20 protein-coding genes are annotated in these 19,202 nt (G+C 59.3%); 10 read left to right on the plus strand and 10 right to left on the minus strand.

Annotated elements, in window-relative coordinates; translation table 11 throughout:
- Positions 1–2: 2 nt before the first annotated feature.
- From CBB62_01595 to CBB62_01605, 3 genes are read right to left on the minus strand one after another with little or no spacing between them, the layout of a single operon-like run.
- Complete coding sequence (locus CBB62_01595) at positions 3–725, minus strand: DNA polymerase III subunit epsilon (protein ID OUT41080.1); 723 nt, start codon at positions 723–725, stop codon at positions 3–5.
- A 39-nt stretch (positions 726–764) separates the two neighbouring features.
- On the minus strand, positions 765–1,481 hold the full coding sequence (locus tag CBB62_01600; protein ID OUT41081.1) for a dephospho-CoA kinase: 717 nt from the start codon (positions 1,479–1,481) through the stop codon (positions 765–767).
- Positions 1,481–2,365 (minus strand): shikimate dehydrogenase, encoded by an 885-nt coding sequence (locus CBB62_01605; protein OUT41082.1) that lies wholly within the window; start codon positions 2,363–2,365, stop codon positions 1,481–1,483. The genes CBB62_01600 and CBB62_01605 overlap by 1 nt, the downstream gene beginning before the upstream one ends.
- Before the next feature lie 196 nt (positions 2,366–2,561).
- Between CBB62_01605 and CBB62_01610 the strand changes: the two genes are divergently transcribed.
- The 3 genes from CBB62_01610 to CBB62_01620 all read left to right on the plus strand — a co-directional run bounded on the left by CBB62_01610 (position 2,562) and on the right by CBB62_01620 (position 4,874).
- Entirely contained in the window at positions 2,562–3,281 is a 720-nt protein-coding gene (locus CBB62_01610; protein ID OUT41083.1) for a hypothetical protein, read from the plus strand.
- Positions 3,282–3,316: 35 nt separating this feature from the next.
- Complete coding sequence (locus CBB62_01615; protein ID OUT41084.1) at positions 3,317–4,030, plus strand: hypothetical protein; 714 nt, start codon at positions 3,317–3,319, stop codon at positions 4,028–4,030.
- A 532-nt stretch (positions 4,031–4,562) separates the two neighbouring features.
- Positions 4,563–4,874, plus strand: coding sequence for a hypothetical protein (locus tag CBB62_01620; protein ID OUT41085.1), 312 nt, complete (start codon positions 4,563–4,565; stop codon positions 4,872–4,874).
- Between the two features lie 21 nt (positions 4,875–4,895).
- On the opposite strand, the gene CBB62_01625 is transcribed toward CBB62_01620, so the two are convergent.
- Positions 4,896–5,798: a hypothetical protein gene (locus tag CBB62_01625; GenBank protein OUT41086.1), complete on the minus strand. Its 903-nt coding sequence runs from the start codon at positions 5,796–5,798 to the stop codon at positions 4,896–4,898.
- Between the two features lie 279 nt (positions 5,799–6,077).
- Here CBB62_01625 and CBB62_01630 point away from each other — a divergent pair, with 279 nt between their 5' ends.
- From CBB62_01630 to CBB62_01655, 6 genes are all read left to right on the plus strand, one after another.
- Positions 6,078–7,163 carry a GDP-mannose 4,6-dehydratase gene (locus tag CBB62_01630; GenBank protein OUT41087.1) on the plus strand — a complete coding sequence of 362 codons (1,086 nt, stop codon included), beginning with the start codon at positions 6,078–6,080 and terminating at the stop codon, positions 7,161–7,163.
- Positions 7,156–8,079, plus strand: coding sequence for a hypothetical protein (locus CBB62_01635; GenBank protein OUT41088.1), 924 nt, complete (start codon positions 7,156–7,158; stop codon positions 8,077–8,079). Before CBB62_01630 ends, CBB62_01635 begins: the two co-directional genes overlap by 8 nt.
- Positions 8,080–8,097: 18 nt before the next feature.
- Entirely contained in the window at positions 8,098–9,090 is a 993-nt protein-coding gene (locus CBB62_01640; protein OUT41089.1) for a GDP-fucose synthetase, read from the plus strand.
- A gap of 153 nt (positions 9,091–9,243) precedes the next feature.
- A complete protein-coding gene (locus tag CBB62_01645; protein OUT41090.1) occupies positions 9,244–9,531 on the plus strand; it encodes a hypothetical protein in 288 nt (95 codons plus the stop codon).
- 69 nt (positions 9,532–9,600) lie between these two features.
- Positions 9,601–10,179 carry a hypothetical protein gene (locus CBB62_01650; GenBank protein ID OUT41091.1) on the plus strand — a complete coding sequence of 193 codons (579 nt, stop codon included), beginning with the start codon at positions 9,601–9,603 and terminating at the stop codon, positions 10,177–10,179.
- A gap of 135 nt (positions 10,180–10,314) precedes the next feature.
- Positions 10,315–10,872, plus strand: a complete 558-nt coding sequence (locus CBB62_01655; protein OUT41092.1) for a hypothetical protein — start codon at positions 10,315–10,317, stop codon at positions 10,870–10,872.
- Between the two features lie 16 nt (positions 10,873–10,888).
- Here CBB62_01655 and CBB62_01660 read toward each other — a convergent pair whose 3' ends face one another.
- Together CBB62_01660 and CBB62_01665 are read right to left on the minus strand one after the other, a co-directional pair.
- Positions 10,889–12,601, minus strand: a complete 1,713-nt coding sequence (locus CBB62_01660) for a hypothetical protein (protein OUT41093.1) — start codon at positions 12,599–12,601, stop codon at positions 10,889–10,891.
- A gap of 19 nt (positions 12,602–12,620) precedes the next feature.
- Positions 12,621–13,154 carry a hypothetical protein gene (locus CBB62_01665; protein ID OUT41094.1) on the minus strand — a complete coding sequence of 178 codons (534 nt, stop codon included), beginning with the start codon at positions 13,152–13,154 and terminating at the stop codon, positions 12,621–12,623.
- 143 nt (positions 13,155–13,297) lie between these two features.
- On the opposite strand from CBB62_01665, the gene CBB62_01670 reads away from it, so the two are divergent.
- A complete protein-coding gene (locus CBB62_01670) occupies positions 13,298–14,458 on the plus strand; it encodes a hypothetical protein (protein OUT41095.1) in 1,161 nt (386 codons plus the stop codon).
- Positions 14,459–14,462: 4 nt separating this feature from the next.
- Here CBB62_01670 and CBB62_01675 read toward each other — a convergent pair whose 3' ends face one another.
- From CBB62_01675 to CBB62_01690, 4 genes are all read right to left on the minus strand, one after another.
- Positions 14,463–15,146, minus strand: a complete 684-nt coding sequence (locus tag CBB62_01675; GenBank protein ID OUT41096.1) for a hypothetical protein — start codon at positions 15,144–15,146, stop codon at positions 14,463–14,465.
- A 126-nt stretch (positions 15,147–15,272) separates the two neighbouring features.
- Positions 15,273–16,478 (minus strand): hypothetical protein, encoded by a 1,206-nt coding sequence (locus CBB62_01680; protein ID OUT41097.1) that lies wholly within the window; start codon positions 16,476–16,478, stop codon positions 15,273–15,275.
- A 125-nt stretch (positions 16,479–16,603) separates the two neighbouring features.
- On the minus strand, positions 16,604–17,863 hold the full coding sequence (locus tag CBB62_01685; GenBank protein ID OUT41098.1) for a hypothetical protein: 1,260 nt from the start codon (positions 17,861–17,863) through the stop codon (positions 16,604–16,606).
- A gap of 119 nt (positions 17,864–17,982) precedes the next feature.
- Positions 17,983–19,167 (minus strand): hypothetical protein, encoded by a 1,185-nt coding sequence (locus tag CBB62_01690; protein ID OUT41099.1) that lies wholly within the window; start codon positions 19,165–19,167, stop codon positions 17,983–17,985.
- Positions 19,168–19,202: the final 35 nt, after the last annotated feature.

Here is a 19,202-nt window from a genome sequence, read left to right on the forward strand (position 1 = left end):
TATCAGGCGTCGGCGCTGTCGGTTTTGAACTGATCCGGCAGCATCTTCGCCCAGAGTGATCCATCAAGCCGCGCTATCGCTTCCCGATGCGCGGCTTGTTCCGTTTCGGGGATCGGCGCATGGGCGCGCGCCGGACGCACAGGCTTTTTGACGATTGCGGTGGTGTTGCCATCAGCTTCCGCAGCCTGATTGGCATTGAGACCCAGACCCGGTTCCCGGCCACCGCGCAGTTCCAGATAGACCTCGGCCAGCAATTCGGAATCCAGCAATGCGCCGTGCAGGGTACGGTTCGAGTTATCGACCCCGAAACGGCGGCAGAGCGCATCAAGCGTTGCCTGGGCACCCGGAAACTTGCGGCGAGCCATGGCCAGCGTATCAATCGCCCGGCTTGGCGGCATTGGTTTGAAGCCGAGCGCGGTCAGCTCCGCATTCAGGAACTTCATATCAAAGCTGGCATTGTGAATGACCAGCGGATCATCCTTGATGAAGTCGAGAAAATCCCCGGCGATCTCGGCGAAAACCTTGTGCTGCTTCAGAAACTCTTCGGACAGGCCGTGGACCCGTTCGGCCTCTGCCGGCATATCGCGTTCTGGGTTGATATAGACGTGATAGGTCTTGCCGGTTGGCACATTGTTGATGACCTCGACACAGCCGATTTCAACAATCCGGTGGCCATCATTGGGGTCGATGCCGGTGGTTTCTGTATCGAGGACGATTTCGCGCATTACATAAGGACTGTCTGTCAGTGTCAGGGATCACCCAACTTAGGAAGCCCGCACCGATGGTGTCCAGCGGTCGGGGTTTTCCGGGACAAAAAGCGGTGGATGAGTTGGGCATAACCGGCGCGGGTTGAGCCTCACCTTGCCCGATCGTAATTGTCGCAACAGAGCGGCCATCTGGCGCCAGGCCGGTTTGCGACCGATGCCGGTCTGGATAACATAATCGGCCTGGCGGCGCTTTTGGCGATCGGGCAGCTGTTTGCCGAGCAGTATGGCGAATTTCTCTGCCGTCATGCCGGGCCGGGCCATGACCCGTTGGCGCTGCAGAAACGCCGGGGCGGTGACCACAACCACCAGATCGCAGCGCCGATGGCCACCGGTTTCAAACAGCAGCGGAATGTCGAGTACCAGTTCCGGCGCATGGGCGATGGCGGCGGCGCGTCGGGCTTGCTGCTGGACCTTGCGCACCAGTGGATGCAGGATGGCCTCAAGCTTTTTTAGGTCTTCCGGGTGTTCGGCGATATGCCGGGACAGACAGGCGCGATCAATGCGCGGGCCATCGCCATCACTGACAAGGCAGGCGGGGAAGGCATCGGCCAGCGCGGGTACCGCCTCACCCTTCGCGGCCATCAGTCGATGGACGGCTAGGTCGGCGTCGAATACCTGCACCCCGGCGCGTTTGAGCATCCGGGCAGCGGTGGATTTGCCCATGCCGATCGAGCCGGTAAGGCCAATAATTACTGGGCGCGTCGCATTGCCCATCAGTCGTTATCCCGGAGCTGGTCCAGCATGAAGTGGCGCAGGCCGCTGTCCACCTCGGGCTTTACCCCGTGCCAGAGCTCGAAACTGGCCTGTGCCTGAAACAACAGCATGTCCAGCCCGTCGACGATCTTGAGGTCGCGGTCGCGGGCAGCCGAGAGCAGTGGTGTGATCAGTGGCGCATAGACGATGTCCGCCACCACGGCGTCGCTCTGCAGCGGCGTCAGGTCGAGATCGAGCGGCGGTTTGCCGATCATGCCGAGGCTGGTGGTGTTGATCAGGAGGCCGGTTTCCATGAGCAGTTCGGCGCGTTCTGCCCAGTCACAGGCGCTGATCTCGGCCTGTGGGTAAAACTGTTGAAAATCATCAGAAAGATGCCTTGCCTTATCAAGCGTACGGTTGGTAATCACCAGCCTGCGGTATCCGGCCTGCAAGACGGCATCGATGACCGCACGGGCGGCACCACCGGCACCAACCACCGTAACCTGCCGGTTTTCCTCAATCTGACGCTTGATTTCCGGCCCTGCCTGCCGGTCGAGGCAGGCACGAAAGCCGTATGCGTCCGTATTATGCCCTTCGAGTGTACCGTCCTTGTGGACAAGTATCGTGTTCACGGCGCCCAGCCGTTTCGCCGTCGCCTCAATCTTGTCGAGACAGGGGATAACCGCCTGTTTGTGCGGGACGGTGACATTGACCCCGGCAATGCCGAGGGCGGGCAGCCCGGCAACCGCCTGCTCAACCCGCTCGGGATCCACCGGCAGTGGTAGATAACTGCCGTCGATGCCGTGCTTCTGCAGCCAGTAACCATGCAGTTTCGGTGACAGCGAATGACTGACCGGCCAGCCGATCAGTCCGGTGACGGTCGCGGCTCCAGAGATAAAATTCATGTCCGGCTGTCCCTTCGCCTGTCTTTTTACTGCGGGATTTCAGTGACAGCGTTTTATGGGCAATCGGGATGGGGTCACGCAAGCATATTGCGAAGCGGATATCCTGATACATATTCTGGCGTCCCGGCATTGCTATCGCTATGATCGGCGTTCAGGTTTGGGCAGTTCGGTCGGGTTACGAAGGATAAAACAGGTTATGTCTCCACTGACATTGCGGGCATTCAGCATCATGATGTTGTTCATGGGCCTTGCCTTGCCATTGACCGCAAAACCGGTTCTGGCTCAGGATTCCCTGCTGCCGAAACTTTTCGCCGATGATGAGGCCGAACAGGAAGAGGCCGAACAGGCCGCATCCGAAGAGAGCGGCGGTCCGAAATTAGATTTGAATGCACCGGGTGTTGCCGATTGTCCCGATGCGCCCGACGATGCCTATGTCTTTATTCCCGAACCATTCTATAACTGGGCCAAGCTCGAGTGCCGGGCCGAGGGCCACTTTATTACAGCCGCCGATGGCTATGACTGGCGCAGCATGGAGGGTGAGCTGTTCGAGGTGACGGCCAAGAACAATGACGATCTCGTCGCTGTGGCCAACCAGTTGCCCTATTTCACCACCATGGGTGTCGCCCAGCTGGACACCAGCCAGGCGCTCCATGCCGGGGAATTGATCGACGCCCTTCTCGGCCAGCTCACCATCAGCACGCGCCCGGACATCAACAAGGGTGACTTTGATGAATACTGGCGCCTTTATGCCCTGACCAAGGGGCAGGTGCAGATTGACCTATATTTCTTCCTGATCAATGGTCTGCCGCAATATTTCGTATTCTGTGAGAAGGCCTGTTCCGGTGGCCGCAAGCCACAGATCGTTCGCGTTATTGCCAGCAGCGATATCCTCAATCAGAACCGGCTGAGCCAGTAGCCGGTTTCCCGGTACTGGACAGCTGATACTGGACAATGGCCAAGGACCGTTCCGGCAAGCACGGCAATAACGACAAGCCACAGCCATCACAGGCAAATGATGCTGATCCCGATCGGCAACTGTGGCAGCGCGTGGCTTCTACCGTTGCGCCAATCAGCTCAAAATCCGCCAACCGCTTTACACCAGAAACCGATAAACCACCCAAGGCCCGGCAACAGGCTCTGGCATCGGAGCAGCCACATCAACCGGGCACGGATCTGACGCCGCTCAAAAACCTGAAATCGGGATTGCTCGGCAGCGGCAGCCGCGATGTGGCGCAACAGCCGTCACCTGCCGTTCAGAGGGCGATGCCGGTCTGGGATGTGGAGGGTGCGGATACGCCGGATGTGGACCGGCGCACGGCACAGAAGCTGCGGCGTGGACAGTTGCCAATTGATGCCCGCATCGATCTGCATGGCGATCGCCAACATCAGGCCCAGCAGCGGCTGACCCGCTTTATTCTGGCAAGCCACAGTGCAGGCCATCGCTGTGTGCTGGTGATAACCGGCAAGGGCACCCGCCACCGCAGGCAGCCGGACGTTGCCATGACGGGCGATGTAAACGATCCGCAGCCCGGTGTTATTCGCCGCCGCCTGCTTGATTGGCTCTCGGCACCTGCATTGCGACCACTGATCCTGGCGGTCAAGACAGCGCGCCCGGGCGATGGTGGCCGTGGCGCATTCTATGTCCTGCTCCGGCGCAATCGCTGAACCCGGATACAAGAACACATGGCGCAGGAATGATGTTCCGGCAGGCCGTTGTGTCGATCAGATTTTAAGGAAGATATCGGAGGGTTTGGGAAGGCAGCTGCCCGAGCGGGGGGATGGGGGATGGGGGATGCCCGAACAGCTGCCGATTCCAAACCGACGTCGGGAATGGGGTGGGGGTCGACGTCGTGTGATGCTGTTCTATGACATTTTTCTGAAAGCGCCAGAAGAAAATGTACAAAAAAGATAAAAATTTATCGACCTTTTAGCCAACTAGCTGAAACCAATAAAAAATAAGCTTTGTATCCATATTAACATTTTTTTCGAACCAGCGAAAAAATGCCGTTTTGACCGGTTTTCAGGTGGAAAAATCATAAAACTGATTGCCGTTATCGCAAGGTCCGTACTGGCGCGATTGCATCAACTGAAGCGCGAATAATATTGAAAAATAAACGCTTGGGTTGCATTCAGGATATTTACAGCTGTAGGTATAAACCAGCCAATGCGATTCATTATCAAGTGATGCGTGAACTTTATGACCGAGCAGTCCCACGATATGGACCAGGTGAGCCGGAGTATAACAATCAATGGCCGCCGTACCAGCATCAGAATGGAGCGCAGTGTCTGGCAATCGCTGTCAGAAATTGCAGAGAATGAAGAGGCCCGCCTCCGCGACCTGATTGCCATGATCGATGATATTCGCGGGGATAACGGGCTGACCGCTTCCCTGCGGGTATTCATCATCAATTACTACCGTGCCCACAGCATCATGCAGCCAGCCTCGGCTACGGGCGGTAAAAAGGCAGGTTCGCCACGCATAGAGGCTGTGCTGGCCACTCTTCGCTGATAATCAATCGCCAGCCGGTAATCAGGCTGCCCGATCTGCCGGTGCCCATTGACAGAGGGCAACGGCATAATCCGGCGTGTGATCATAGCGGTCGATGAGGCGCGAGAGCCGTTCCGGCACCGCCGGTTGCCCGGCACTTTCTGCCAGATCGCGCAGATGAATGCCCGAGGTGACGAGGCAGGCATCCAGCCCGGCGCGTTTGGCACCGGTAACATCGGTCGCCATGCTGTCACCAACCGCCAGTATACGGGCCTGCTGCCCCAGCCCGAGGCGGTCGCGGCAGGTCTGATAGATCGGCGCATGGGGTTTGCCGTGATAGGCGACGTCCCCGCCCTGCTCGGCATAATATCTGGCAAAGCTGCCGGCACAGATGGCGAGACGGTCACCACCGGCATTCACGATCAGATCGGGGTTGGCGCAGAGCAAGGGCAGGCCCTTTGCCAGCCCGGCATCCAGTGCGGGTTGATATTGCTCCAGCGTCTCACTCTTATCCCCGATCCCGATGGCCAGCATGAAATCGGCATCGGCGGGATCATCGGCCAGGGATTTGCCGGTTCCTTCAACCAGCTCCTCGGCTTCCTCACGCGGGGACAGGGCATAGGCCGCTGTACCCAGCCGCCGGTGCCAGTCATCGGCGGGTTGCTTCAGCGCCTGATGGGTGGCCTCGCCCGAGGTCACCAGATGGTCATAGAGTTCCGGCAGCAGGCCGAGGCTGTTGAGGCGATCAACTGTGGCAAATTCCCGACGCGGCACATTGGACAGGAGGCAGACCTGTTTGCCGGTCTGTTTCAGTGCCTGCAGTGTCGATACCGCATGGTCATAGGCACGAACCCCATCATGCAGGACACCCCAGAGATCGAGGATAAAGGCATCATAATCCGCCGCAATGTCGGATAATCCGGGTATCTGCTGGCATGTTGTCATCTGGTTTTACGATCCGGTTTCGGTCTCTGTTCACAACAGCATGGTGATCGCTCGGCAGGCCGGTGGTGGTCAAGCGCGGTTCTGTGACAATCAGCTGCTGATCAACCGGTTTTGCCGCAACTGTTGCGCCATGGGCGTTATCCGACGGGATTTGTTGAAAAATTGTTCAGCCGATTGTTCCTATCGCCGCATTATCGGCTATTCTGATCCGCGTCACACCAGCGCCCGTTCGGGCTGTCCGGTCAGTAACCGGCAAATCATAAAAAGGATGACACGCATATGGCTGCCGCGAAAGAACGCCGCAAGGTCGCCCTCATCACCGGTATCACGGGCCAGGACGGAGCGCTGCTGGCGGAACTGCTGCTGCAGAAGGGCTATCAGGTCCATGGCACCAAGCGCCGGTCATCATCCTTCAACACGCCGCGGGTTGATCACCTCTATCAGGACCCGCACGAAACCAACCGCCGGTTCCATCTGCATTATGCCGATATGACCGATGCCACCAACCTGATCCGTCTGGTTCAGGAGGTACAGCCGTCGGAAGTCTATAACCTCGCGGCACAGTCACATGTAAAGGTGTCGTTCGAGACGCCGGAATATACCGCCAATTCCGATGCCATGGGACCGCTCCGGCTGCTGGAGGCGATCCGTATTCTGAACATGGAGGACGAGGTGCGCTTCTATCAGGCATCGACCTCTGAACTCTACGGCAAGGTGCAGGAAACCCCGCAGAAAGAGACCACACCGTTCTATCCGCGCTCACCCTACGCCGTTGCCAAGCTGTACGGCTACTGGATCACCGTGAACTACCGTGAAGCCTATGGCATGCACGCCTCCAACGGCATCCTGTTCAACCATGAAGGCCCGACGCGGGGGGAGACATTCGTTACCCGCAAGATCACCCGTGCAGTGGCCTCGATCCATCACGGCTTCCAGAAATGCCTGTTCCTCGGCAACATGGATGCCAAGCGTGACTGGGGCCATGCCCGTGATTTCGTCGAGGGCATGTGGCGTATCCTGCAGCAGGACAAGGCCGATGATTATGTCCTCGCCACCGGTGAGACCCATTCGGTCCGCGAATTTGTCAGCCTCGCCTTCCAGCAGATTGGCCGTACCATCGACTGGCAGGGCAGCGGGGTTGAGGAAAAGGGGCTGTGTGCCGAAACTGGCGAGCAGCTGGTGGCCATCGATCCGCGCTATTTCCGTCCGACCGAGGTTGACCTGCTGCTCGGTGATCCTAGCAAGGCAAAACGGGTTCTGGGCTGGGAGCACAAGACCGCGTTCGAGGATCTGGTCGCCGAGATGGTCCGCGCCGATATGAAGAACGTGCTGCTCGAGCGTGATCGCAAGCAGGTCGATGACTGATCAGGGTACCGATGGCGGATCAGACATTGTCTTTGGCAGTCATGAACCGCACGCCGCGCCATATAGCGCCCGGGCCAGACGCCCGCATCACAATGACATGGTGCTGATGCGCGATGCGCAGGAGCTGGCCCGTGATGAGGCGCGGCAGGGCTTCTATCGCGATCTGGTGCTGCTCACCCTCATCTGCCTGCCGACCCTTATGGTGATCGTGTTTCTGGCCGGTGCCGGGTTGTCGGCGGCGGGGGCGTTTCTGCTGATCGGCCTCGGTGCCGCCGCTGCACTCGGGTTTGTCTGGTATCAGTGGCAGAACGCCCTGCTCGGCATCAAGGACGCGGTCTATTACCGGCTGGCGGCGGGTTATGACCTTATCTATGGCCGCAACCCACCGCGCGGGCGGCTGAAGCCGCTGATTACATTGTTTGAGATATTGGGCTGCATTCCACGCGGGCAGTATCATGTGGCGCGGCACTGGTTTGTCGGGCCGCTCGGCGGTGCCGATGGTCAGGCCTTTGAGCTTACAGTGTGGCGCTGGCGGGAAGAGGAGTTGCGCCCGGTCCGGGTGTTTCAGGGCCTCTGCGCTCGCTTTGCCCTCGCCCGGCCGATCAAGGGATCGGTGCGGTTGCGTGCCGATGGCAATCCCGATCAGGGCAGTGACCTGACCCTCGCCCACCGGTTGCTGACCCCGCCGGTGCGCGCTGCCCTCGCCCGGCTGCGCGCGCGCCATGGCGACAGGATATCCGCCGTGATCCGCGATGGGTTGCTGTTCGTTGCCATCGACCTGCAGCGTCCATGGTACAGGCTGCCCGGCCTGTTTGCGGAAGAGGTGAATATGACCCATATACCGGCAACGGCTGATGATATTGAAATGCTCTGGGATCTGGCCGCCGCGCTCGATGCGGGATGGTCCGGTTCCTGACGGAACATGATATGCTGGATGCAGCAGGAGAAACCGGACATGACAAAACTCTATGATCTGAGCGGCAAGCGGGTCTGGGTCGCGGGCCATCGCGGGATGGTTGGTTCGGCCATCGTCCGGCGGCTGGCCGATATGGGGTGCGAGGTGCTGACGGTCGGGCGCGACATCGCCGATCTGCGCCGTCAGGCCGAAATCGAGGCGTGGCTGGCCGAGGCTAAGCCCGAGGCAATCTTCCTCGCCGCCGCCACCGTTGGCGGCATTCATGCCAATGACACAAGGCCCGGTGAGTTTCTGTATGACAACCTGATGATCGAGGGCAATGTCATTGAGGCTGCCCGGCGCATCGGGGTTGAAAAGCTGATGCTGCTCGGCTCGTCCTGCATCTATCCGCGCATGGCGACACAGCCGATGGATGAGGCACAGCTGCTGACCGGTCCGCTCGAGCCGACCAATGAGTGGTATGCCATCGCCAAGATTGCCGGCATCAAGCTGTGTCAGGCCTATCGCAAGCAATATGGCTGTGACTTTGTCTCGGTCATGCCGACCAATCTCTATGGACCCGGCGACAATTTCGATCTGGCGCAATCCCATGTGATCCCGGCCCTGATGCGCAAGGCTCACGAGGCAAAGCAGCGGGGCGATGCCGCCCTGCCCGTCTGGGGCACTGGCAAGCCGAAGCGCGAATTCCTGCATGTGGACGATATGGCCGATGCCTGTGTTTATGTGATGGAGCATTACAGCGATGCGCCGCAGGTCAATGTGGGCACCGGCGAGGATTTGAGCATTGCCGATCTCGCTCATCTGGTGGCCGAAACCGTTGGCTATGAGGGCGAGTTGCAATTCGATCCGGACAAGCCCGATGGCACCCCGCGCAAGCTGCTTGATGTCAGCCGCCTCCATGCCCTCGGCTGGCGTCACCGTATCGATCTGCCGCAAGGGCTCACCGGCACCTATCAGTGGTTCCTCGACAACTACCGCGACGCCCGGCTCGAGGTGGCGGTAGGTCAGTAAGCCCGCCTTCCCCTCACTGCTTCGCCCTTCCCCCTCGGTTCTTTTTCGGAACCATGTCCGTCAGCCGTTTGTTTCCTGAACAGGCTAGAGACGAGGGAAGGATTGAAGGAAATGCTGAGGAAATCAAAAAGACTGTTGAATGTCAGCGGCTTAATGGTGCTGAGTGCAGCCATCATCATACCGGCTGCAATTGCCCATGCGCAGGATGCCGAAAAATCCGGTGTTTATGATACCCGGATACGTATGGCGGCGAATATCAGTTCCAGCATTCCAGACAGCGTCAGCGACTACCGCTTCCAGCAACAGCCATCGGACACGATTTATGTCAGCAACACGGTTGTTGACGGCGAGAATGTTGACCAGATTGCCGAGGCCGATACCTACCGCGCTTTCGGCCCGCCGCTTGATCTGATCCTGACAACCAAGGGTATTCAGAAATAAGTGCACAGGGTTTGCCGGTTGTCCCCCGTGTATCCATGACAGAGTTACCCCTCGACATGGAGATACGAGATGACCGACGAGATTACTGGTAAGAAACGTGATTATACCAAGCTGGGCTGGTTTGCCCTCGGTGCCTGTGGCGGAGTGCTGTCGGTACTGGCAGCCGGTGCCCTGCTGTTGCCTGCCGCAGCCGATGCAAGGCGCGGCGAGTGGTCGGAAGGCCATGGCGGCGGCGGTCCGATGGGCCATATGATCGAAATGTTCCAGAAGGCCGATACCGATAACAGCAAGAGCATTTCCCTTGGCGAATTCAAGGCCGCGGGTATGGAGCGTTTCGAGACCATGGACACCGATGGTGATGGCTCGATTTCCAAGGATGAAACCCTTGAGCATATGATCGAGCGCCTGAAACAGCGGGTCGACAAGATCTATTCCCGCCGAGATCAAGATGGCGATGGCTCGATCAGCGAAGAGGAATTTGCCGAGCAGAGCCTGATCATGTTCGGTCGCCTTGATCGGAACTTTGATGGTGAATTGAGCCGCAAGGATATGCGCCGTCACGGCGGTTTCGGTGGCCATCGCGACCATCATGGTAAGCCCGATATGGATGGCGACAAGCCGGAGCCGGGCGAAGCAGGTGACCGATAACAGCTTGAAGTATAAAATTGGATTTAGGGCGGTGCCGATGGTGCCGCCCTTTTCATATGCGCTATCTGTTTGTAACCACTTGCCATGACAGCTAGATTTGTCGGGCTGAAATTTATACGCCCACGGGTTCGATCCATGATGCTCCTCAAGAAAACCGCTTTTGCCCTGATCCTTGCCCTGTTTGCTGTCGCACCGGCGCTCTCGAGCGTTCAGGCCCAGACCGGTCTGACGCCGGAACAGCAGGAGCTTATGCAACAGATGCAGAAAATGCAGGAACAGATGCAGGGCTATCAGAACAATGAACAGCTGCAGGAACAGATGCGCAAGATGCAGGAAATGTTCTCGCAGCAGGGCATGAGCGGATATGATTATCAGGGTGCCATGGGGATGGTCGGTGCACTGAACAAGTATAATAACTGCATCTCATCCGGCCTCGGTCAGGACTGGCTGCTGTCCATGGGTGCGCGCATGTCGCCTTATATTGAGGAAATTCAGGGCCTGTGCGAGGCAGGACAATACAGCGCCGCCAAATCATTCGTGATGGATGAGCGCAATGTGAAAACCCTGTTCGATGAGCGTGAAATGCAGGTCATGGAGCAATGCCGGGCGCAATTCCCGGATCAGGCCAGCCTCGGCCTCGATGTGCCGAAGGACAAGTCGGGTGAGGAATTATGTCAGGACTTCACGTACTGATAACAACTCTTGCCAGCTAGCGCGATACCCAGAACCGGTACATGGCATCGAACAGATCGGGGCGCTCGGCCTCGAACTGCTGCCAGAGGCTCAGATCATTGAGTTTTGACGGGTCATAGTGAGTGGCGAAGGCCTCAAGCACGGCATTGGGCATCTGCATACCCCGGAATTTGAGGCCGAGGCGGTCGAGTTCCGCCGCTATCTCGGTCAGCTCGGTATCGCGCTCGCGGTTGTGAAACAGCAGATCGCGACAGCCGGGAAGGCTGTAGAAATCGCGGTTATGGGCCAGTGCCCCATGCAGTAGATGTTGCGGGTCATCAAGAATAATCCGGCGATAGCGGCGAATATCATCATCATTGGCCGGGTCCAGCCCGCGTTTGGCAATATCCGCACGGGCAGTGGCCACATGGGTTCGGCCCGCCCGGCGATAGAGGCCGAGCTGGATCAGGCCGCCCTCGGCCAGATGATCGGCCAGTGCCGCAAGCCCGGCCCAGGTATCGGCCATATGATGCAGCACCCCGACGCATTCGATGACGTCATAGCCGCGCGCCGGTTTGAGTGCGGATGGCAAGCGGTCGAGGCGCAGAATATCGGCGCGGGCGAGGCTTAAATTGCTGGCTCCGAACCGGCGGCGCTGGCGTTCGGCATAAGCGAGCGAGCGCTGGCTGATGTCGATGGCGGTAACCTGTGCCTTGTTGCCATAGCCGAGGGCTGCCATCAGGGCATGACGCCCGGTGCCACAACCCGCAATCAGGATAGCCAGTTCGCGTGACTGCCAGTTGCCCTCAGGCATGGCGCGGTGCAGGAGGGCGCGGCGGCTGCCCGGTTGCGGTACGGTCAGGCCAACCCAGCGCGGATAGGGATGTTGTTCATACTGCGCCCGGGTTATCGCGGTCTCATCCGCATCATCGCCGACATCAATGATCTCGTCGATCAGGGCCAGTTCGTGCTTATGCTGCGCAATCAGTTCGGCACAGAGCGTATCATCGCCGGTGCCTTGCCAATCGACCGGATTTTCCACCAGTGCCCGCAACAGATCATCATTGGGGCGCGGCGCGGTTGCTGCGCGCCCGGCATAGTCGGTGAGCCAGTATTGCCGGGCCAGCGCGCAGGTGAATACCGGGTCGCGGCGGTCGGGATGGGCGAGGATATGGTCGCGGCAGGCGAGCAGGAGCCGCTCCACCGCCGGATCGGCCAGCACCGCATGGTTGAGCAGCGCCAGCGCCAGCGGATCATGGCGCGCGGCTTTGCCCTCATCCTGCATCAGTGTGGTTGCCGCCGTTTCGGGCGCTTGTGCGAAATAATCGCTCCACGGTGCGGTTTCAATCCAGACCGGAATGGCGGCCCCGGCAATCGCCTGCGGGTCGAGATCGGGACGGGTCAGCAGGTCAGCCAGCGTCTGACGGCTCAGGAGGTCGCGACAGTCGATGGCGTAGCTGCCGAGCAGATGGCCGATATAGCGGGCAGCGGAATCCGCAATCGCCATTGCCTGTGGCAGGGTCGGGTGATCGCTGGCAAGACGGAATGCTTGTCCGAAATCCTTGAGCGCGTTTGTGCGATTGCCCTGCCGCCACGCGATTTCGGCGGCGGTATGGTGCAGGGCCGGGTCCTGACCATGGCGCATCAGCAGTTGCTTCAGCGCCTGATCGGCCTGAGCCAGCTGCCCGGCGCGCAGCGCCTGTGCCAGCTGGTTACGCAGCACTGTATCGTTGATTGCCTGCCGCATCATGGTTGGCCGGGTCGCCTTGTTATTTGATCAGTTGCAGGGCGTCGCGGAATTTCGGGTTTTCGGCATCTTCGAGCCATTCAAACACCACTTGCTCGACCGTGGCGATGCGGATGCCGTGGCGCGCCATGGCGGCAATGGCAATATCCCGGTCCATGGTGCGTCGGGAGCCGACCGCATCGACGGCGACCGTGACCTTGTAGCCCCGGTCAGCGAGGCTGACAGCGGTTTGGAACACACAGATATGTGCCTCGACACCGGCGATGATGACCTGTTCATGCCCCTGTGGCCAGGCGGCAAACAGGCTTTCGGTTCGGCAGGCATCGAAGGTGGTTTTCTGTATCGTGTAATCGGCGTTTGCTTCGATATCGGGTTCGAGCGCGCCGATCTTGTCCGGGCAATGCTCGGTGGCGACAACCGGCACATCCATCAGGTTGGCCAGCTTGGCCAGCCGCAAAGTGTGGTCCAGAACCCGGATGTGATTATCAATCGCCGGCATCAGTTTCAGTTGCAGGTCAACCAACAGCACCAGTGATCGTTTTTTCTCAAGCAGCATGGATACAGTTCCCGATATCTCGTGTTATTCGCACCATATCCAAGGCTTTAGCATCATCAAATCTCGCGTGATACCTAGATTTAGCTGCTGAAGGGCGATATTTCAGATATGTCGGATACTCGCAAGACAGGCAGGAAACAGGAATGACAATCGGCAAAGCCCTGGATCGACACGCAATCGGTGCCATCAGATACGTTCTTATAATGGCGCTGACCGCCATGTTCCTGTCGGTTGGTATGGCCGCATCTGCGCAGTTCACCACACCGGAGACCGGGCCCAGCGTCTATCCCGGCGATGTACCGCGCGGGCGGATGATCGCCTTTATCCTGCAACAGGAAGAGGCCGCCCCTTCCGCGCTTGAGCTGCAGGAGACGATAGACGCAAGCCTGCCTGAAGTTTTCGGCAAGACCTCTAATTTCATCAATGGCAGCGATGAGCAGCAACGGGTTGAGGCCGATCAGATCAAGGCCCGGACACGTGAGAGTTTCCCGATTGTCGAGGGCGGCGAGCCGATCCTGTTTCGGGTATTTGACGTACCGGTCCTGATCGTGCCTGCTGCCCGGCCATTGCCGCGTGCGGAGTTTGCCGCCGACTGGCAATCACGGCGACAATTCCCGAATGCTCCGGAAGTGCTGGAGCAGCATCAGGCCCATACCATCATCTTTGCCCTGAATGATCCCAAGACCACCGCCGAGCAGGTACGGGCCGCCGAGGCGGTCAGTGTTGTGGCCACAGCCTTTGCCAGTGGCGCGAATACGCTCGGGATTCATTGGGGTGAGGCCGATCTGGCCATTCCGCCCGCCGCCATGGTCGAGGCGTTCCAGAAAGCGAAATCGGATGCCGAGGCAGCAAAGGCGGCGAACCAGCCGGTCAAGCCGCTTTGGCACCGCCTGTTGACCATGTGGGTCAATATCCGGCCGGTGACAACAGATGTGTTCCGTGCTGCCTATGGCCAGAGTCTGGCGCAGAAGCTGGGTGAGGATATTCCGAATGATGCGGTTGGTTTTGTGACCAAGGGTCTGGCCGGGTTTATCGGTCGGGAGATCGAATTGATTCCGTCGGGCCGTCCGGCGCCGGAACAGGCGCTGGTGCTGGTCAACCTGCTCGCCTATCTGCTCGATCAGGGGCAGGTGTTCAAGGATGACGACACGCTCGGTTTTACCGAGGAGCGCACGATTGTCGCCAATATCGTCGAGGCCAGCAAACTGCCGGGTATGGGCGATACGCCGATCCTGCGCCTCAGCTATATGGTTGAGGGCGAGGCAGCGGAAACACTGACACCGGCGGCAGGCTCAGCGAACTGACCGGTCAGCCCGCCATACGCGGGACAGAGCGCAGATCAGGGCCGAGACCGACAAAGGCCGCAACCTTCGGATCGTCGAGGCTCTCGACAATCAGATCGGCATTTTTGTTGATCAGCTTCGGGTCTTTCTGGATCTGGATCACGGTCATGCCCGCTGCCTTGGCGGCGGCAACACCGACCGGGCTGTCCTCGAGCACCAGAATATCCTTCGGATCGATGCCGAATTTGTCGGCACCCATCAGATAACCATCCGGTGCCGGTTTCGGGCGTGGGAAATCCTCGACCGACAGGGTGAACTGCACCAGATCAGCCTGATTGCCGAGACGACCGATATTGATATCGGCTTCGGTTTTCTGGGCATTGGTCACGGCGGCGATTTTCATGCCGGCCTGATCGGCCTTGGCGAGAAACGGTTTGACGCCGGGCAGTACCTTCACCTTGTCCGAATGCAGGACGTAATAGGCGGCGAGCCGGTCGGCCCAGTCCTGATAGGAGATGTCCTGATTGAACCGGGATTTCAGTTCTTCATATTTGTCCTTGAGAGCCACCCCGACACCGCCTTCGATCTCTTCCGGGGAAAATTCAACCCCGAGCTGGCGATTGATGGCGACAAAGCCGTCGCGGTGCACATCCTCGCTGTCCGTCAGCGTGCCGTCGATATCTGATAGGATTGCCTTGAAGCGTGCCATGACGCGATCCAGTACAGTTGCGGTTTCGATGCTTACAGGCTCGGTTCAATAGATGAAAGTGGCGACTGGAAACATCCCATAAGCTACTGATGTAACAAATGTTTTATGAAAAATGGTGTATCCGGATTATGGCACGCGGCGATGGCGTGTGGCAGGTGCCGGAGACGCGCTCCGGTCATTGGCGGGCGGCATGCCCTGCCAGTCGGTCGCGGCGGGTGAGGTGCCGGGTTTGACCCCTGCCCCGGCATCGGGCCCACTGCTCAGGCGACGCGCCATACCGGGATCGGGATTGGGCCGATCCTGCGTTGCCTTGACAGATTTGGCTGGTGCGGGCGCTGTGCTGCCGCGTTGCTGCTCCAGAAACGCATTGACCTGACCCCAGAGTTTCTCGCGGGTGGTGTCGCTCTCCATCCACGGCGAATGACCGACCCGGCGGTAATAATGCAGGGTGGCATTGGGCAGATGCTGTGCCGCGCGGATGATCGCTTTCGGATTGACCAGATCATCGAGCCGTCCGGCCACCAGCATGACCGGGGTCTTGATCTGTTTCAGGTACTTGGGATCGCGCAGCACCGACATGGATCGACAGGCCTCGACAAACCATCCGGCGGTGGCGCCGCCCATGCGCTTGTCCGGCATGTCGCGGTAAAACAGATCCTGCAGGCTCTGCCGGATGACCCGTTCATTGATCTTGTCTTCCCTGATATCGCCGAATGCCTTGGCTTCGTTCCAGTCGCCTTCGCCGGGCATATAGCGGAATTTGTCGAAATAGCTGACTACCCTGGCGACCTGACGTGCGACCCATTGGGGCACGATCCCGGTCTTGATCTCCAGCATCGGTGAGGTGATGACGGCATTATCGACCCGGCCCGGATAATCATGCAGATAGCGCAGCGCGATGTTGCCACCCATGGAATGGGCGTGCAGCGTCTTCGGAATGCCGGGGTGGCGCTCTTCTATCTTTGCCACCTCGGTGATGAATTGTTCGAGGTCGGCGGCATCATGTTCATAGCCCTGCGCGCCCGGTCGTTGTGGCAGGTTTTTGTTGTAGCGCTGGGAGCCGCCCTGCCCGCGCCAGTCCATGGTATAGACGATCTCACCGCGTTCCTGATGCTCGCGGATGCGCTCGTAATAGCGTTCGGTGCTCTCGCGGAAGCCGGTAACCAGAACCACAACGCCGGTCGGTTTGCCATCAACCAGCCGGTCAGCCGGTGGCGGGGCCACGGCATAGCGAATGGCGGCACCGTCGGCATTTTTGAAATGCCCGTACTCAAGCCCATCGGGCGGGGTTGCCATCCGTGGATCAATATCGCGCAAACGGGGTGCGGACATAGGCCGGTTTTTGCTCTCTGGTGTCTCTGTTCAGGTGGCGAGCGGTTGGTTCCACCCTGCCCCATACCGGCAATTATGGCATAATGTGTTGAAAGTTCTGAGCTTCCGGCGATTGTGCGGGCGCGCTACAGGGTCGGTCTGTGCGGTGTCTTGGCTGCCGGGTCGGGACCCGTGGCGCGGTTCTTCCGCCAGTTGCTGATCAGCAGCTTGTCATCGAGGTCATCGCCAAGAGACAGGCTGTCGATCATCTGCTCGGCATCCTGCTCGCTCTGGACCAGCCGGACGCTCTGAACCGTTTCCACCGTCACGGTCTTGCCGTCCCGGAAGCGGTCGGCGATCGCCATCAGGAAGCGGGTCTTGCCACTCATTTCGAGGCTGCCGGGCACGGTATAGCGGCTGTCGCGGACATTGGCACCGGTCGCGGTCAGGTGGTTGGAGCCATCGGGCAGTTCGGCAGCGGCAGCGATATCGTCATCGCTCAGACGGATGCTGCCGATGGTTTCAGTGATCTTGCGGGCATCGGGATCGGGAAAGCCGTCGGCCTGCTGTGCCGCGAGCACGGTAAGCAACGTGGCATAGGTCTGGACCCGCTGGCGGTCATAGACATCGAGGTAATCACGGTCGATGAAATGCGCATCATGGGCGGCGCGTCTGGCGCGGCCATCGGTGGCGGCATCCTTGTCCGCCTGAAATGTCAGGGCAAAATCGCGGGTGGCATGAAGATCGGCATTATGGATGGCAATACCGCGCCAGACGCTGTTATCGCCCGCCTTCATGGTGTCGAAGGCAAATTGCACCGAGGTAGCATTGGCTGCTGCTTCCATATGCCGGTCGAGCAGGATGCGGTCATCAAGCCGGACAGCCACGTTATCAATACCCATAGGCAGATTGGCAAAGCGTGGCCCCATATGGGCGTGCTGCTGGGCATGGGTCAGTTCATGGGCCGAGACATAGGCCATGACCGATATGTATTCGTCGTTGTCAGCCGGGATTTTCTGGGCACTGTTATAAACCGTTTGCCGGTTCAGGGTGCCGTATTTGCCATAAATACTGCCCCGCATGGCGCTATAGCCGTAGGTAACGCCGCCTTCACGAGCGCGCTCAAGCAAGCCGCGGCCCAGCGCGCTTTTGGCCAGTTTGTCCTGAACAGCGACGATGGCCTTGGCCTGTGGTCGCGGCAGATCGGCGAGATAGCGGTCGCTTTCGGCCAGGCTGGTCGGGATGCCATCGGGATTGGCCCAGACGCCATGCTTGAACGGGCCAGAGGCTTTCAGGCTGTTCGGCGTTTCGCGCAGGCTGTCGATCAGTGCCCGGTGGTCACGGTCGGTATAGCCGCCCTGTTGCAGGCGCTCGCGGATCGTATGTGTGCCTGATGCAGCTGCCATCTGAATTGCCCGGCTGGTTGCATGGTTGTCTGATTACCAGTGCAACCCTGCCGATGCCGAAGGAAAGCGCCAAAGATTTCGTAAATTTGGTTGTCTTGTCAGGTGGGTGTCTTGTCAGATCAGGCGGTGAGCCGCGGCAGCCGTTGCGGGCGCAGGATCGGCACCGGCATGGTGGCAGGATCAATCACTGGCGGGGCTGGACGCTTATGATGTTCAGGCCCGCTCGGCAATCTGACTTGTTTCGATGCTGGTGCCGTGCAGGCATTGTCATTGGCGCAGCAGTCTTTGGTTGTATTCGGCACCGGTATGGGGATGCCCAATGTCCGGTTCAGGAACCGGTCGGTCAGGTTCCAGAGCCGATCGCGAATGCTGTCATGCTCCATCCAGAGCGAGTGCAGCCCGTCCTTGAAATGTTCCACCTGAACATTGGGCAGATGCTTGGCTGCCTTGTGGGTGGCGCTGGTGGAGACCAGCTTGTCGCGCCCGGCGGTGGCGAGAAAGATCGGGGTCCTGATCTCGGACAGAAACTTCGGGTCGCGGACGATGGCAATGGATCGGAATGCCTCGCGCAGCCAGGCAAAGGTCGGTCCGCCCATGCGGTTTTCCGGCATGTCGCGATAGAACAGGGTTTGCAGGTTCTGTCTGATTTCGCGGTTGCAGTTGATCCGCTGCAGGCTTTTCAGCTCGCGCTCATGCCAGTCGCCGGTACCGGGCAGGTAACGATCCCCCGCACCGAAATATTCGGCGATCTTGCTGATCTGGCGCGCGGCCCATGGCGGCATCCAGCCGGTGCGTATCTGCATCATTGGTGCCGTAATGACAGCGGCATCCATCTGGTCCTGATGCTCATGCAGATAGCGCAGCGCCAGATTGCCACCCATGGAATGGGCGAACAGCGTGACGGGTGCGTCCTGACCATAGCGCTGTTTCGGCTTGATGACCTCGGTGACGAATTGCGAGAGGTCGGCCACATCATTCTCATAGCCCTGCGCATTCGGGCGTTGTGGCAGATCCGGGTTATAGCGCTGTGACCCCCCCTGCCCGCGCCAGTCCATGGCGTGCACGGCATAGCCGCGTTCGGACAGATCGCGCATCAGTTCGAAATAGCGTTCGATACTCTCCCGGAACCCGGTGACCACCACCGCGACACCAACCGGTTTGCCATTGATCATTTTACCAGCTGCCGGGGGAACCATTGCATGGCGGATGCTGGCACCATCGGCATTCTTGAAATTGTCGAATTCGAGACCCGGTGGTGGTGTCACAATCCGGGGGTCAATAGCGTTCAGTAGCGGCGCTGACATATGCTGTTTTAGTGGGTTTCAGGGTGAGATAACGA

Source organism: Micavibrio sp. TMED2, from assembly GCA_002168225.1.
Classification (GTDB): Bacteria; Pseudomonadota; Alphaproteobacteria; order TMED2; family TMED2; genus TMED2.